General features: G+C 61.7%; 18 protein-coding genes. 13 read left to right on the top strand and 5 right to left on the bottom strand.

Annotation, left to right across the window (positions count from 1 at the left end; translation table 11 throughout):
* Positions 1-74: 74 nt before the first annotated feature.
* The 3 genes from NKJ90_RS07275 to NKJ90_RS07265 all read left to right on the top strand — a co-directional run bounded on the left by NKJ90_RS07275 (position 75) and on the right by NKJ90_RS07265 (position 2,486).
* Complete coding sequence (locus NKJ90_RS07275; protein ID WP_352485852.1) at positions 75-1,406, top strand: dihydroorotase; 1,332 nt, start codon at positions 75-77, stop codon at positions 1,404-1,406.
* A 53-nt stretch (positions 1,407-1,459) separates the two neighbouring features.
* A complete protein-coding gene (locus tag NKJ90_RS07270) occupies positions 1,460-1,687 on the top strand; it encodes a hypothetical protein (RefSeq protein WP_023762069.1) in 228 nt (75 codons plus the stop codon).
* A gap of 70 nt (positions 1,688-1,757) precedes the next feature.
* A complete protein-coding gene (locus NKJ90_RS07265; RefSeq protein ID WP_023762068.1) occupies positions 1,758-2,486 on the top strand; it encodes a nucleotidyl transferase AbiEii/AbiGii toxin family protein in 729 nt (242 codons plus the stop codon).
* 10 nt (positions 2,487-2,496) lie between these two features.
* On the opposite strand, the gene NKJ90_RS07260 is transcribed toward NKJ90_RS07265, so the two are convergent.
* The 4 genes from NKJ90_RS07260 to NKJ90_RS07245 form a co-directional block, all read right to left on the bottom strand.
* Entirely contained in the window at positions 2,497-3,267 is a 771-nt protein-coding gene (locus NKJ90_RS07260) for a hypothetical protein (protein WP_031261009.1), read from the bottom strand.
* Between the two features lie 70 nt (positions 3,268-3,337).
* On the bottom strand, positions 3,338-3,595 hold the full coding sequence (locus NKJ90_RS07255) for a hypothetical protein (RefSeq protein ID WP_008874920.1): 258 nt from the start codon (positions 3,593-3,595) through the stop codon (positions 3,338-3,340).
* Positions 3,596-4,056: 461 nt separating this feature from the next.
* Positions 4,057-4,434: a TIGR02301 family protein gene (locus NKJ90_RS07250; RefSeq protein ID WP_031261008.1), complete on the bottom strand. Its 378-nt coding sequence runs from the start codon at positions 4,432-4,434 to the stop codon at positions 4,057-4,059.
* Between the two features lie 93 nt (positions 4,435-4,527).
* Positions 4,528-4,962, bottom strand: coding sequence for an NUDIX hydrolase (locus tag NKJ90_RS07245; protein ID WP_023762065.1), 435 nt, complete (start codon positions 4,960-4,962; stop codon positions 4,528-4,530).
* 125 nt (positions 4,963-5,087) lie between these two features.
* On the opposite strand from NKJ90_RS07245, the gene NKJ90_RS07240 reads away from it, so the two are divergent.
* The 10 genes from NKJ90_RS07240 to NKJ90_RS07195 all read left to right on the top strand — a co-directional run bounded on the left by NKJ90_RS07240 (position 5,088) and on the right by NKJ90_RS07195 (position 14,193).
* A complete protein-coding gene (locus NKJ90_RS07240) occupies positions 5,088-5,849 on the top strand; it encodes an SOS response-associated peptidase (protein WP_023762064.1) in 762 nt (253 codons plus the stop codon).
* Between the two features lie 383 nt (positions 5,850-6,232).
* Positions 6,233-7,666 (top strand): cysteine--tRNA ligase, encoded by a 1,434-nt coding sequence (gene cysS / locus NKJ90_RS07235; protein WP_023762062.1) that lies wholly within the window; start codon positions 6,233-6,235, stop codon positions 7,664-7,666.
* Between the two features lie 298 nt (positions 7,667-7,964).
* On the top strand, positions 7,965-8,372 hold the full coding sequence (locus tag NKJ90_RS07230) for an endonuclease domain-containing protein (protein WP_023762061.1): 408 nt from the start codon (positions 7,965-7,967) through the stop codon (positions 8,370-8,372).
* Positions 8,369-8,755: a VOC family protein gene (locus NKJ90_RS07225; protein ID WP_023762060.1), complete on the top strand. Its 387-nt coding sequence runs from the start codon at positions 8,369-8,371 to the stop codon at positions 8,753-8,755. The genes NKJ90_RS07230 and NKJ90_RS07225 overlap by 4 nt, the downstream gene beginning before the upstream one ends.
* A gap of 6 nt (positions 8,756-8,761) precedes the next feature.
* Positions 8,762-9,253, top strand: coding sequence for a GFA family protein (locus NKJ90_RS07220; RefSeq protein WP_023762059.1), 492 nt, complete (start codon positions 8,762-8,764; stop codon positions 9,251-9,253).
* A complete protein-coding gene (locus NKJ90_RS07215; RefSeq protein ID WP_031261007.1) occupies positions 9,250-9,726 on the top strand; it encodes a GFA family protein in 477 nt (158 codons plus the stop codon). The genes NKJ90_RS07220 and NKJ90_RS07215 overlap by 4 nt, the downstream gene beginning before the upstream one ends.
* Positions 9,723-10,682 carry a prolyl aminopeptidase gene (pip, locus tag NKJ90_RS07210; protein ID WP_023762057.1) on the top strand — a complete coding sequence of 320 codons (960 nt, stop codon included), beginning with the start codon at positions 9,723-9,725 and terminating at the stop codon, positions 10,680-10,682. Before NKJ90_RS07215 ends, pip begins: the two co-directional genes overlap by 4 nt.
* Before the next feature lie 187 nt (positions 10,683-10,869).
* Positions 10,870-12,486, top strand: a complete 1,617-nt coding sequence (gene cimA / locus NKJ90_RS07205) for a citramalate synthase (protein WP_023762056.1) — start codon at positions 10,870-10,872, stop codon at positions 12,484-12,486.
* An 83-nt stretch (positions 12,487-12,569) separates the two neighbouring features.
* Positions 12,570-13,496: an EamA family transporter RarD gene (gene rarD / locus NKJ90_RS07200; RefSeq protein WP_023762055.1), complete on the top strand. Its 927-nt coding sequence runs from the start codon at positions 12,570-12,572 to the stop codon at positions 13,494-13,496.
* Between the two features lie 10 nt (positions 13,497-13,506).
* Complete coding sequence (locus NKJ90_RS07195) at positions 13,507-14,193, top strand: glutathione S-transferase family protein (RefSeq protein WP_023762054.1); 687 nt, start codon at positions 13,507-13,509, stop codon at positions 14,191-14,193.
* An 11-nt stretch (positions 14,194-14,204) separates the two neighbouring features.
* On the opposite strand, the gene NKJ90_RS07190 is transcribed toward NKJ90_RS07195, so the two are convergent.
* Complete coding sequence (locus NKJ90_RS07190; protein ID WP_023762053.1) at positions 14,205-15,203, bottom strand: transporter; 999 nt, start codon at positions 15,201-15,203, stop codon at positions 14,205-14,207.
* Between the last annotated feature and the right edge of the window lie 127 nt (positions 15,204-15,330).

The raw sequence follows: 15,330 nt of genomic DNA, 5'->3' as shown, positions 1-15,330 counted from the left end.
GGCGGAAAAGCAGCCTGATCTTGCAAAATGGTCGGCCTTTACGTAAGCCGCTGGCACTCCCCCCGCAAGAGAGCATGGCCATGATCTACGACCTCATCCTGACAGGCGGCACAGTGGTCAACCATGATGGCGAAGGGGTCCGCGATATCGGCGTGAAGGACGGGCGCATCGCCACCATCGGCGATCTCCGCCAGGCTTCGGCCGGCGAGACGATCGACTGCCGCGGCCTGCATATCCTGCCGGGAGTCATCGACAGCCAGGTGCATTTTCGTGAACCTGGACTGGAGCACAAGGAAGATCTGGAAACGGGTTCGCGCGCGGCGGTGCTTGGCGGCGTTACCGCCGTGTTCGAGATGCCCAACACCAATCCTTTGACCACCAGCGAGGCAGCGCTTGCCGACAAGGTTCGGCGCGGCAGCGGTCGCATGCACTGCGATTTCGCATTCTGGGTCGGCGGCACGCGCGAGAATGCGAAAGATGTCGGCGAACTCGAGCGGCTGCCGGGCGCGGCCGGGATCAAGGTCTTCATGGGCTCGTCCACCGGCGATCTGCTGGTCGAGGACGACGAGGGCGTGGCATCGATCCTCCGAAACACGCGCCGTCGCGCCGCCTTTCATTCCGAGGACGAGTTCCGGCTGCGCGAGCGTCTGAACGAACGCATCGATGGCGATCCGTCATCGCACCCGGTCTGGCGAGATGAGATCGCCGCCTTGCGCTGCACCGAACGGCTTGTATGCATCGCGCGCAATGTTCGCGCCCGCATCCATGTCCTGCACATCTCGACGGCCGAGGAGATCCTGTTCCTCGAACAGCACAAGGATGTCGCGACCTGTGAGGCGACGCCGCATCATTTGACGCTGAGCGCGGACGATTATGCGCGGCTCGGCACGCTGATCCAGATGAACCCGCCAGTGCGTGCCGCGCGTCATCGCGACGGCGTCTGGCAGGGCATTGCGCAAGGCATCGTCGACGTGCTCGGCTCCGACCACGCGCCGCACACGCTGGCCGAGAAGGCAAAGCCCTATCCGGCCTCGCCCTCGGGGATGACCGGCGTACAGACGCTGGTGCCGATCATGCTCGACCACGTCAATGCCGGCCGATTGACGCTGCAACGCTTTGTCGACCTCTCCAGCCACGGCCCGCAACGCATCTTCGGCATGGCGAGAAAGGGCCGCATCGCCGCCGGCTACGACGCGGACTTCACCATCGTCGATATGAAGCGGCGCGAAACCATCACCAACGCGCAGGCCGGCTCGAAAGCCGGCTGGACGCCCTACGACGGCAGGGAAGTGACTGGCTGGCCCGTCGGCACCGTTATTCGCGGCCTGCGTGTGATGTGGGAAGGGGAGATTACCACGCCGAGCCAGGGCAAAGCGGTGGAATTCTCCGAAGCATTGGCGGAGTAGCTGTTTCTACGGCGTTGGATTTTTTAAGGACAATCCACTAAGTTAATTGGGATATGAACGCCGATCTCGCGCCCATGATTGTCCCTGCTGAGTTCCCGGAACTCCAAGCGCTTGCTTGGAACCGCGATGCAGCACGCCCAATTCCGGCCGAGGAGGCATTTGCGCTATACGAGCGGAATTGGCGTTTTGTCGATCAAAAGCGCCTTACGTCGCGTGAGAAGATGCTTATCCAGACTCTGGCAGACAAGTTTGGTCACGGCATCCTTTTGACCACTGTCTGAAGTTCGTCTCCCTCTTCTGATCTTTACCTCGCAGCTGGAACATCAACGGGACACACCGCGAGCGGAAATCATGACGAAATTCAAGAAGCCTGAACATCGGATCATTGCCGAAACCCTCGGATTGATGGATCACCGTTTCCTGACCGCAAACCAATGCTGGTTCGGTGGCGGCACGGCGATCGTCATGAAATTCGGCGAATACCGACGGTCGCTGGATGTCGACTTCCTGTGTGCCGACGCTGACGGTTATCGCGAACTGCGGACCTGCGCGGCCGAAAGGGGAGTTAGGGCGTTCTTTCCCGCACCCGTGGAGGCCGTTCGGGATTTCCAGATCGACCAGTATGGCTTGAGGACGATTGTACGATTGAAAGGGCAATCGATCAGATTCGAAGTCATCCGCGAAGGCCGCATCAGACTGCAAGGTCATTTCGACAACGATCTGAATGTATCGACCCTCGTCCCCGCAGACATGTTTGCCGAGAAGTTGCTGGCCAATGCCGATCGATGCCAGGACCGCGCAACTGCATATCGCGATGCTATCGATCTTGGAATGTTGATTGACGCGTATGGCGAAATCCCGATCGAAGCGCTCGGCAAGGCGCAAACTGCTTACGGGCCAGACATTCAGCACAAGGTCGCATGGGTGGTGAACAAGCTTCAGGACAAGGACGAGCTGCGCAACGCAGCCGATATCCTGCAAATGGACTCCAGCGTGGCGGCGGATACTATTTCGCTTCTTCGAGAGGAAGGCGCTCGTATATGGCCGGATGCCGGAATCGACGAGGGACCACGTCGGTAGCTGGCGGAACTCAATCCCCGGCGACGAAGAAGGTCCATTGTCCGGTGGGCGTAATGCCGACACGATAGAAGATGTAGGCGCCGAACTGCTTCATGTCGTCGAAATCGCCAGCGGTGACGATCTTGAACAGTTCGACCCGCTGCTTGGCATCCAGCTTGTCCAACGGCATGGCGAAGAAATACGGCCACACATAGAGTTCTTCGGGCTTGCCGGCATCGAGGTGGACATAACCGGCATTGAGCACCTCCTCAAGGATGGCAAGGATCTCCTGGCCATCCGGATCACCCGAGAGACCCTTGAGGAAGGCGATGACGTCGCCGTCTATGTCGGTCAGTGATATCTGAGTCATGCTGCCGCCCGTACCGATCAAGGGCCGCAGTTTTTCGATGTCGCCGCCCTTGCAGGCCTCGACGATCAGATCATGCATGCGCCGCACCGGTTCCGGCAGCTTGCCGAGATCGTAGACAACCTCCGGCAGGGGCGTGTCCGGATCGACGCGCGGCCTGGTCACGCCGCCATCTGCCGGGCTGTCGGGCTCGGATTCGCCCGGAGCAGCCGGCTGGCCGACCGGGTTGGGCATCGGCACGGTGCTCCCTGGCGGCGACATGTCGTCGTCCGCCGGCTGCGTGACAGTTGGAGGGAGCTCTTCGCGCTTGATCTCGCTCAGCGCATAAGCGGGGCTGCTTGCGAGACATACAACCAGGGGAATCGCGGCACAGCAAGCAGCGAACCAGATGCAAAGGACCAAGCCACGCGGCTCGCCTGACATCGAAAAACTCACTGCCCGTATCTCCCTGCTTCCGGGCATGACGCCCGAGCGGCGTTCCGTCGTCAAAGAGCCGGACGTCGGTTCAGTGCCGCAGCCGTTCAGGTTCGAAGGCGCCAGCAATCACCTTTTCACGCATACGGTCGAGCAGGGCAAGGGCCGAGGTCTCGCCATTGGCACGCAACATCTCACCGAAGGCGGTTTCGAGCGCTGCTTCGGCAATGATCTCGGGCTCTATGCCGGCGGAGAGACCTTCCGCCCAGGCCTCGCTGTGGCTTTCCACGGCGGTCAGGCGTTTTTCTTCCCTGACCAGCGCGTCGATGTCGTTGACACCATGTTCCATATGCGAATGTCCACCTTTTCAAGCAGCGATCCATCGATGTGGATCAGGCCTGATCTGTTCATTTCACACGCAGGGGCAATTAAGTATTTGTAAATACGACATTTTTTTGATCGCTTTTTACAAAGCCCAGTTGCCTTGCGCGAAGCTGCGTTCGACCCGAGTCAAACTTAGCCGATTAGCGCGGCACGCGGGGCGAAAACCTTCAGTTTGAGTTAATTCCGCATTCTCGCGATAAGGTTTTGTTAATACTGTTGCAGAAGCGCCACATGAGGATTGCACCAAGATATCGCCCGGCACAAGCCGGACATGTCGGCTGTCACCGGCAATGGCCCGGATAATTGTTGATGAGGAGTTGAAACGCCCAAAGCACGTCGCGTTTCGTTGGAGTCAGGCGACGCGCTTTAGGCTTTCTAATTTATGCCGTCTTATCCAAAACCGCTGCGCGATTTTGGGCGACATGCCTAATTGCCGTAACGCGAGGCGATATCGCGTGACAGCGTCTCGCCTTCCTTCATATAGCGGCTGATGGCTTCGGTCGCCGAAGGTGTGCACTGCGTATAAGTGCCGCCGAAGGAGCGATAGCCGCGATTGAAGCTGGCGATGAAGCGGGCGCGCCGCTCGGCATCCGGATTTTCCGAATCGAGCAGCTTCTCCATCTCGACACGCCACTGGTCGCCCTTCTCGCCGCACAAATTGCGCAGGAAATGCAGCGACCCCAAAACCTCCGCCAATCGCATCAGCCCCGGCTCGAATGGCGACTCGGCGCTAAGTGCGGGCCGTATCGAAACGGCTGCGCTGACGGACAGGCATATGGCGAGGAGCATGGATGAACGGTTCATGAATCTTCTCTGCCGAACGGCATAAGCCGTTCTGGCTTTGCCAGACAGCATAAGTCTTTGTGACGAAACAATTTGTCGCCTGCAAGGCGATTTTCAGGACTGGGGCCTGCCGTGCCCGCCGGGATTCAACAAGTCTTCGGCAACCGCGAACACCGAGCCGGCAAGCGGCAGTGTCGCCATCTCGCTGAGCGTATAGAACGCAGCCGTCTCGGCGTCGTCGCTGGCCACCGCCTCACCGCCGGCATAGGCTGCGCCGAAGACCGTGAGGAGATAATCGACGGGGTGGCTGTCGTCCCTGCCGTCGATATGGATTTCCCGAAGCGGGTGGTAATCGGTGGCCCGCAAGCCGGTCTCTTCCAGCAGTTCGCGGGCGGCAGCCTGCTCCAGCGTTTCGCCGGGTTCGACCTTGCCCCCCGGAAAGGCATAGAGTCCTCGCGAGGGTTGCCGGGCTCGCTTGACCAGTAGCACGGTATCCGCGCGCACGATGGCGACCGAGACTGCAGGCAGTATCTTACGCGCTTCGTTCATGGATCCCAATCAGGCGTGGAGGTAGGTCTGCTGTGGACCGCCCAGCATGGGCGAGCTTTATCGGTTGCGCAACGCTGGTTCCATCGCCACTTTTGAACCAGACCATTCGAGGGCGCCAACAGACAATGTGCGGACGTTTTGCCTTGACCGCGACGCCATATCAGACCGCCGCCGTGCTGGGCTTGGCCGAACTGGAGGAGTTCCCGGCGCGCTACAACATCGCGCCGACACAGCCAGTCCTGATGGTGATCGCCGGCCCTCCGCGGGCGCCGGGCTCGAATCTGCCGGACCGCCAGCCGATGCTGGTGCGCTGGGGGCTGATCCCGACCTGGGTGAAGGACACCAGCGAGTTTCCACTGCTGTTCAACGCGCGTTCTGAGAGCGCTGCCGAAAAGGCCTCGTTCAAAGCCGCGATGCGCCATCGCCGTGCTTTGGTGCCGGCCTCCGGCTTCTACGAATGGCGGCAAACCGGTGGCAGGAAGGGGCAACCCTACTGGATCAGACCCAAGCATGGCGGGTTGGTCACCTTTGCCGGATTGATCGAGACCTATGCCGAGCCGGGCGGTTCGGAAATGGACACCGGCGCCATCCTGACAGTCAACGCCAATGCCGATATCGCGCATATCCATGATCGCATGCCGGTGGTGATCGATCCCCGGGATTTCGCTCGTTGGCTGGATTGCCGCACGCTCGAACCGCGCGACGTCGCCGCTCTGTTAAGGCCGGCGCAGCTGGACTTCTTCGAGGCGATTCCCGTCTCCGACCTCGTCAACAAGGTGACGAACACCGGACCGGAAATTCAGGAGCGGGGCGAGATCGGGCCGGAGCCCGAGAAGATCAAGCGACTGAAGCCCGGCGCGAACGACAGTCAGATGACGCTGTTTTAGCCTGAGGCCGTTGTTGAGAGGCGCATATCGGCGCCATCATCGCGCACCGCTTCAGGCGGCGCGGGGCGACACGATCTTCGAATGTTTCATGACTGTGCCGACATGTTTAATAAAATGTTTCTGTGCATCATTACCTGTGATCCAGCGACGTTTTTGCCGAAACTAGCGACTTGACGGCAACACTGGCCAAGGCGATAAAGCCGGCCATGAAAACGTCTTTCGCCATTTGTGGCATTTGCATTATTGGCTAGCCTCGCGCTGGTCCGGACGTTTTCGCCTCATCTTTCCCAGATTGGACAAACGCCCCGGCCAGCAGGCTGGAATCCGGTCTTGCGCCTCGGCGCTAGGCGGGCTCCTGAACACAACAGACCGGGAAGGCACGAATGTCTGACGCATCGAAGGGCCTGCGCCTCTACAACACGCTGACGCGGACGAAGGAGGATTTCATCCCGATCGATGCGCGCAATGTGCGCATGTATGTCTGCGGCCCAACCGTCTATGACTTTGCCCATATCGGCAATGCCAGGCCGGTGATCGTCTTCGACGTGCTATTCCGCTTGCTGCGTCATGTCTATGGGCAGGCGCATGTCACCTATGTGCGCAACATCACCGACGTCGACGACAAGATCAACGCGCGCGCCTTGCGGGATTTTGGCGGCGAGATCGCTTCAGGTACGCTTTCGCTCAACGAAGCGATCCGGCGGGTCACCGAAAAGACCGCCGACCAGTTTCACCGCGACGTGGCGGTTCTTGGCTGCCTGGAGCCGACGGTCGAGCCGCGCGCCACCGAATTCGTCGAGCCCCGAGCTGACGGTAAGGTGGACATGATCACCTTGATCCAAAGCCTGATCGAACGCGGCCATGCCTATGTTGCCGCGGGCGAAGTCCTGTTCGACACGGCGTCGATGCCTGACTACGGTCAATTGTCAAAGCGCAATCTCGACGAGCAGCAGGCCGGCGCCCGCGTCGCCGTCGACGCGCACAAGAAAAATCCCGGCGATTTTGTCCTCTGGAAGCTGTCGTCGCCGGAGGAGCCGGGCTGGAATTCGCCATGGGGCCGAGGCCGGCCGGGTTGGCACATCGAATGCTCGGCAATGTCGGCCGCCTATCTTGGCGAAGTCTTCGATATTCATGGCGGCGGCCTCGACCTGATCTTCCCGCACCATGAAAACGAGATCGCCCAGTCGCGCTGCGCCCACGGCACCGATGTGATGGCCAACATCTGGATGCACAATGGCTTCCTGCAGGTCGAAGGCCAGAAGATGTCGAAGAGCCTCGGCAATTTCTATTCGATCAATGAATTGCTGGAGACCGAGACCTTCGGTGGCCGCAAATGGCCGGGCGAGGTGCTGCGGCTGGCGATGCTGATGACGCATTATCGCGAGCCGATCGACTTTTCCGTGCGCAAGCTGGAAGAGGCCGAGAACACGCTGCGCAAATGGAAGCGGGCGGCGGATCTGGCGCCGGCGGCGGGGCAGTTGCCGGTGGAAGTCATCGATGCCTTGTCCGACGATCTCGCCACCTATGCCGCCTTCCAGGTGTTGACCCAGTTAGCCGGCGAGGCCGCGGACGGCAACGATGCCGCTGCGTCGCTGAAGGCGTCGCTGCTGTTCCTCGGCTTCGATGTCGCCTCGGCGAAGGTCGATGAAGACTACATCGCCAAGGCCATCGCCAAGCGCCTGGCATTCATCGCCGCGAAGAACTGGGCCGAGGCCGACCGCATCCGCGATGAACTGCTTGCACAAGGTATACAGTTGAAGGACGGCAAGGACCCGGCCACTGGGGAGCGTGTGACAACCTGGGAGGTGAAACGGTGAGGTTGGCGCGAAACTCTTTTGCAAGGTTGGCGGAGACGCTGGCGACAGCCAATCTCCCCCCTTGCGGGGGAGATGTCCGGCAGGACAGAGGGGGGTGTGAAGGAACGCCAGCGTTACCGTTTGCACTCCCTCGTTTCAACCATTTCCCGAGAAGGCAGCGGCCTTCAGCGGATAGGCCGGCGGGACAGCACCCCCCTCTGCCCTGCCGGGCATCTCCCCCGCAAGGGGGGAGATTGGCAGCTCCACCGAGTAGACCTGTTCTGCAACGTTTAGCAGCCTTCTCGTACGAAGGTGCCTGATGGGTCACGACCTCGTCCCATCACGCCAGCGCAAGAACGCAAAATCCATGCGTCGTGTGATGACCGACGCCGAGCTGAAGCTCTGGAACGAGCTTCGCGCGCATCGGCTAATGGGCTTAAGCTTCCGCCGGCAGGTGCCAATCGGCCCTTATATCGTCGATTTTGCCTGCTCGGACAAAAAGCTGATCATTGAGGTTGATGGTAGCCAGGACGCAGACGCTGAGCACGTAGAGCGCGATTCAGAGCGCAGCGCATATTTGAAGAGTAGCGGCTGGACCATCCTGCGCTTCTGGAACGACGACGTCATTCGCGATATCGACAATGTCTGCCAGCACATCGTGATCGAGGCCGGCCTTGCCGGCGCCGAAATGCCGGCGGGCGAACGAGCAAGGGAGGCAATTTCATGATCGACCATCTCGGCATCACTGTTGCCGATTTCGACGCTTCGAAGGCTTTCTATGACAAGGCGATGGCGCCGCTTGGGGCCTCGCTGCTTTACATGGTGCCGCTCGAATACACCGGCGGCGCCAAGGTCGGTGGCTACGGCCGTGACCGCCCGGTGTTCTGGCTGAGTACCGGCAAGGACAAGCCGAGGGACCGCCAGCACGTCGCTTTCACCGCGCGCAGCCGCGCCGAGGTCGAAGCCTTCCATGCCGCGGCGCTTGCCGCTGGCGGCAAGGACAATGGCGGGCCGGGCCTGAGACCGCACTATCACCCGGACTACTACGCCGCCTTTGTCCTCGATCCCGACGGCAACAATGTCGAGGCCGTCTGCCATGCCACGGAGTGAGCGGCGATGAGCCTCGACAACCGGCCGATCTATACCGGCGGCTGCCAGTGCGGCGCGGTGCGCTTTCGCGTCGAAGGCGCGTTGGGAGACGCTTCGATCTGCCATTGCCGCATGTGCCAGAAGGCGTTTGGCTCGTTCTACGCGCCGCTTGTTTCAGTGCGCGGGGCAAAGCTCGACTGGACGCGCGGTGAGCCGAAATATTTTCGCTCATCCAACCATGTCGATCGTGGTTTTTGCGCCAATTGCGGCACGCCGCTGACCTTCACCGCGCCGGATGGTGTCGGGTTGGCGATCGGTGCGTTCGACAATCCGGCGGAGATCGTGCCGCTGATCCAGTGGGGCACTGAGGCAAAGCTGCCCTATGTCGACACAATCCCGGAACTGCCGGGCGAGGAGACAATGGCCGATATGTCGGCGGCCCCCTATCTGGCCGATCTCGTCTCCTATCAGCATCCAGACCACGACACCGAACAATGGCCGCCAAAGGAGAAGTCATGACCGATCAGGTAAGAACCGGCGGTTGCCAGTGCGGCGCCGTGCGTTTCCGCATTCATGGAGCGCTCGGCCGTCCCTCGATCTGCCATTGCCGCATGTGCCAGAAGCAGTTCGGCTCGTTCTTCGGTGCGCTGGTGACGGTGCCCAGGGATGGCGTCGAATGGACCCATGAAGAGCCGAGTTACTTCCAGTCGTCGGTCAACATCGATCGTGGCTTCTGCGCCCGCTGCGGGACGCCGCTTACCTATCGGCAGCCTGGTGGACTGGAGATCGCCATCGGCGCCTTCGACGATCGTTCGGACCTGGCACCGCAGATCCAGGTCAATTACGCAGCGCGGCTGCCCTGGGTGGAGACGATCTTCGACCAGCCCGTTCACCAAGACCCCGACTACTACGCGAGGCAGGAGCAGATCATCTCCTTCCAGCACCCCGACCATGAAACAGCGGACTGGCCGATCAAAGGTTTGCAACTATGAGCAGTCAATTGCGTACCCTCTACCCCGAAATCGAGGCGTTCGATTCCGGCATGCTCGATGTCGGTGACGGCCATCAGGTCTACTGGGAGCGTTCCGGCACCAAGGGCGCCAAGCCGGCGGTATTTCTGCATGGTGGGCCGGGCGGCACCATCTCGCCAAAACATCGGCGGCTGTTTGACCCGAGCCTTTACGACGTCATCCTGTTCGACCAGCGAGGCTGCGGAAAATCGACGCCCAATGCCTCGCTCGAAGCCAATACGACATGGCATCTGGTCGCCGATATCGAACGGCTGCGCGAAATGGCCGGGTTCGACCAATGGCTGGTGTTCGGCGGCTCCTGGGGCTCGACGCTGGCGTTGGCCTATGCCGAAACGCACCCTGAACGGGTCAGCGAACTGGTGGTGCGCGGTATCTACACGCTGACGCGCGCCGAACTCGAATGGTACTATCAGTTCGGCGTCTCGGAGATGTTCCCGGACAAATGGGAGCGGTTCCTGTCGCCGATCCCCGAGGCCGAGCGTGGCGACATGATGGCCGCCTATCGCAAGCGGCTGGTCGGCAGCGACCACAAGGCCCAGATCGAGGCAGCGCGCGCGTGGAGCCTGTGGGAAGGCGAAACCATCACGCTGTTGCCGGAACCGGAGACCAGCGAACCGTTTGGGCAGGATGACTATGCGGTGGCCTTCGCCCGTATAGAGAACCACTATTTCGTCCATGCCGGTTGGCTTGAGGAAGGGCAACTGCTGAGCGACGCGCACAAGCTTGCGGATATTCCCGGTACCATCGTCCACGGCCGCTACGATATGCCGTGCCCCGCGCGCTATGCCTGGGCGCTGCACAAGGCTTGGCCAACGGCGGATTTCCACCTGATCGAGGGTGCCGGCCACGCCTATTCGGAGCCGGGTATCCTCGACCGGCTGATCCGCGCGACGGATGGGTTTGCGGGGAAGAAATGACAGTGCCATTCGCCCCCCTCTGTCCTGCCGGACATCTCCCCCTCAAGGGGGGAGATTGGCTTGCATTTCGGCTTTCGCAAATATTCGGCGCAGCAAGGGATGGCGGAGCATTCGAGCTGCCGATCTCCCCCCTTGAGGGGGAGATGGCCGGCAGGCCAGAGGGGGGTGCTCGCGCACCCGCAGGACTATGAAAAAGCAACGCCTCTATCTCTTCGACACCACCCTCCGCGATGGCCAGCAGACGCCGGGCATCGACTTTTCCGTCGAGGACAAGATCGCCATCGCCAAGCTGCTTGACGCCTTCGGCCTCGACTATGTCGAGGGTGGCTATCCCGGCGCCAACCCGACCGACACGGCCTTCTTCCAGGAGAAGCGGACGACACGTGCCAAATTCGTCGCCTTCGGCATGACCAAGCGGGCAGGGGTATCGGCGTCCAACGATCCCGGCCTTGCCTCACTGGTGCAATCGAAGTCGGACGCCATCTGCTTCGTCGCCAAGAGCTGGGATTATCACGTCCGTGTCGCGCTCGGCTGCACCAACGAAGAAAACCTCGACGCCATCAAGGCCTCCGTCGAGGCGGCGATCGCCGCCGGCAAGGAGGCGCTGGTCGACTGCGAGCATTTCTTCGACGGCTTCAAGGCCAATCCCGGCTATGCGCTGGCGTGTGCCAGGACCGCCTATGATGCAGGCGCGCGCTGGGTGGTGCTGTGCGACACCAATGGCGGCACGCAGCCGTCGGAAGTCCGCTCCATCGTCGAGAAGGTTATTTCGTCCGGTATGTCAGGCGATCATCTCGGCATCCATGCCCATGACGACACCGGCCAGGCGGTGGCCAATTCCCTGGCCGCCGTCGAGGCCGGCGTGCGCCAGATCCAGGGCACGCTCAACGGCATCGGCGAGCGTTGCGGCAACGCCAACCTGATCTCGATCGCGCCGACGCTGGCGCTGAAGCCGGCCTTCGCCGATCGTTTCGAGACCGGCATTTCGGCTGAGGCGCTGACCGGCATTTCGCGTCTGTCGCGGGCTTTCGACGAGCTCTTGAATCGCGCTCCGGAAGCGCAGGCGCCCTATGTCGGCGCCTCCGCCTTCGCCACCAAGGCCGGCATCCATGCCTCGGCGCTGGCCAAGGAGCCGGCGACCTATGAGCATGTGCCGCCGGAAACGGTCGGCAACCGCAGACGCGTCATGGTTTCGGACCAGGGCGGCAAGGCCAATTTCCTCGCCGAACTGAAGCGGCGCGGCATCGACGTACCGAAGGACGACCACCGGCTCGATGCGCTGATATCAGTGGTCAAGGAGCGCGAGGCCGAGGGTTACGCCTATGAGGGTGCCGACGCCAGCTTCGAACTCCTGGCGCGCAAGATGCTGCACGGCCTGCCGGAGTTCTTCAAGGTCACCTCGTTCCGCTGCATGGTCGAGCGCCGCTTCGACGCCAACGGTCAGTTGAAGACGGTGTCCGAAGCGATCGTCAAAGTGCTGGTCGACGGCGAGGAGAAGATGTCGGTGGCCGAGGGGCATGGCCCGGTCAACGCACTCGACATCGCACTGCGTAAGGATCTCGGCAAATTCCAGGGCGAGATCGCCGATATGGAGCTTGCCGACTTCAAGGTGCGTATCCTCAATGGCGGCACCGAGGCGATCACCCGCGTCCTGATCGAATCGCATGACGGCACCGGCGCGCGCTGGTGGACGGTAGGTGTTTCCGAAAACATCATCGACGCCTCATTTCAGGCATTGATGGATTCCATCGTCTACAAGCTGATGAAGAACCGCGAGATGGCCGGGCTGGTGGCTGCCGAATAGGGTTGAACCATCAGCGAAAGTCCATTGATCCATCAGAACTTTGCGATGGTCTTGGCAAAGTGGCTGGGCCATAGCGTTGGCCCATGGCTACCAAAGCAATCACCCTGGACGCTGATTCCAAGGCCCGTCGCGGCTTTCTGCTGGCGCTGGGCGCCTATTTGCTATGGGGAATGCTGCCCTTCTACATGAAGGCCGTGGCGCATCTGCCGCTCGCCGAAGTCATTGCCCACCGCATCGTCTGGTCGGTGCCGATCGCCGCCGCCGTTCTGGTCTGGGCCGGCCGCACGGCGGATTTCAAGGCAGCACTTCGCTCACCCCGCACCATCGCCATGGCCGCGCTGACGGCGGCGCTGATCTCGGTCAACTGGGGCGTCTACGTCTGGGCGATCGCGGTCGACCGCACGGTCGAAACCGCGCTCGGCTATTACATCAATCCGCTGGTCAGTGTCGTCGTCGGCGCGCTGTTGCTTGGCGAGCGGCTTGACCGGCTTCAGATCGCAGCGGTGGTAGTGGCGGCGGTCGCCGTCGCGGTACTGACCATCGAGGGCGGCAAGCTGCCCTGGGTGTCGCTGGCCTTGGCGTTTTCCTTCGCCGCCTACGGCTTCTTTCGCAAGACGCTGCCGATCGGCCCGAGCCAGGGTTTTCTGCTCGAAGTGCTTTTGCTGTCGGTGCCGGCGCTTGGCTACATCGCTTATCTCATCGTGACCGGACAGGACCACATCGTATCCAGCAGTGGTGCCGATACGGCATTGCTGATCGGCTGCGGTCCGGTCACGTCGGTGCCGCTGCTGTTGTTCGCCTTCGGCGCCAAGCTGTTGCGCCTCTCCACCATTGGCATCATGCAGTACATCGCGCCGACCATGGTGTTCCTGATCGCCGTGCTGATTTTCGATGAGCCTTTCGGCACCACCCAGGCCATCGCCTTTGCGCTGATCTGGACGGCACTGGCGATGTATTCCTGGTCGATGTTGACGACCGCGCGCAGGGCTGCGCCGAAGCCCGCACAGTAAGAGATTTCGGATGTACCTGCTGCATATGGCCAACAAGAACTATTCCTCGTGGTCGCTGCGGCCATGGGTGCTGATGCGAGCGCTGGATATCCCATTCGAGGAGCGGCTGACGCCATTCCCGACCGGATCGAGCTGGGAGCTCTACCGGTCGTTTTCACCCAGCGGCCGTGTGCCGTGCCTGATCGACGATGGTTGGGCGGTCTGGGATTCGCTCGCCATCGCCGAATACCTGGCGGAGCGCCATCATGGCGTTTGGCCCGTCGAAGCCAAGGCACGCGCCTGGGCACGCTCGGCCGCCGCCGAAATGCATTCGAGCTTCACCGCACTGCGCGGTGACTGTCCGATGAGTTGCGGCGTGCGGGTCAAGCCGTTTCCGATGTCCGACGCGCTGAAGCAGGATCTCTTTCGCCTCGGCGATCTTTGGAACGATGGTCTCGCCCGTTTCGGCGGGCCGTTTCTGGCCGGCGCTCATTTTACTGCCGTCGACGCCGTCTTTGCTCCCGTGGCATTTCGGGCTCAGTCGTACGGGCTCGTTTTCGAAGGGGCGGCCGTCGCCTATCCGGCGCAATTGCTTGCCTTGCCGGCGATGCGCGAATGGTATGCGGCTGGCCTTGCCGAGACCTGGCGCGAGCCCGACCATGAAGCGGAAGTCGCCGCCGCTGGCACCGTCCTCGAGGATTTTCGCGCCTCGGCGTGAAAGCTGCCGTGCTACATCCCCCGGCCGAGCCGCCTGACGAACAGATAGGTGGCGGCAGCGATAACGAGCGATACTGCTGACACCACCCAAAAACCCATCGGCGTGTTGACCAGCGGCAGCCCGCCGACATTCATGCCGAACAGGCCTGAGATGATGGTCATCGGCAACAGCACCGCCGTCATGACAGAGAGGACATAGAGGAGTTGGTTCGACTGCATGGTCAGCTTGGCCATCAGCTCGTCCTGCAACAGCCTAGTGCGCGCCTGCAACTGCTCGCCGTCGTGATAGAGCGTATGCGCCCGTTGCGAGAGCCTGACCGCCATGTCGTTGATCGGGTCAGGCAGCTCGTTGCGATGCGAATGATCGAGATGCCGGAACAGATTGGTGATCGTCGCCATCTGCCGATGGATCACCACCAATTGTCGGCGCGCCTCGACCAGCGCTTGTCGTTCATTGTGCCATGCATCGCGCACGACACGGTCCTCGATGCCGTCGAGCGTGTCGCCCAGCTTGCGGAGCTCGGCCGACATGCCGTCGAGCGACTGGCCCGTGACCGCCTCTATCAGTTCCGCCGGCGAGCGGAATTTCCGCGATCCATTTTCCACCGCCTTGCGGACGGCGTCGACCGATTCCAGCGGCTGCTTGCGAGCGCCGATCAGCATCGTGTCGTTGAAGGCGAAGCGGAAATGGACGAGTCCGCGCGCCTCCGAAAAGTCGTGCCTGAGATCCGGCAGATCGCCATAGAGCCAGCCATCCTCGAAGTCGATGTGGCAGCCATGGCTCGGAGCAAGGAAGGCGTCGCGCACCGGCCCCGGCAAAGCCCTTTCGGCGCCGATCTCCTGGCGTGCGTGCAGGTCAGTGATCTGGTAGCTGCGCCATGTCCAGTGCGCGGCCGCGGCGTCCCTGGTTCGCACGCCCTCTGCGGTGAAGTGATAGATGAAGAACAACCCGTGCTCATCAGGCAGGTAAGGCGACAGGTCGGTGCCTTCCGGGGCGAGAGCGATATCCATGGGCGAGGCGCCAGATTCAGGTTTCGAACATGGCGCCGCGTGGCGGTCGCCTGATCCCAATTTCTAGCACGTGCGAAGCCGGTTTCGTGTGACGGTTTCTTGACAGCCGATCACAGCCTGTCGATCG

This window comes from Mesorhizobium sp. M0051 (assembly GCF_040323235.1).
Lineage (GTDB): Bacteria > Pseudomonadota > Alphaproteobacteria > Rhizobiales > Rhizobiaceae > Mesorhizobium.
Note: the sequence above shows the minus strand (reverse complement) of the source record. Positions and strands in the feature narration are given on the sequence as shown.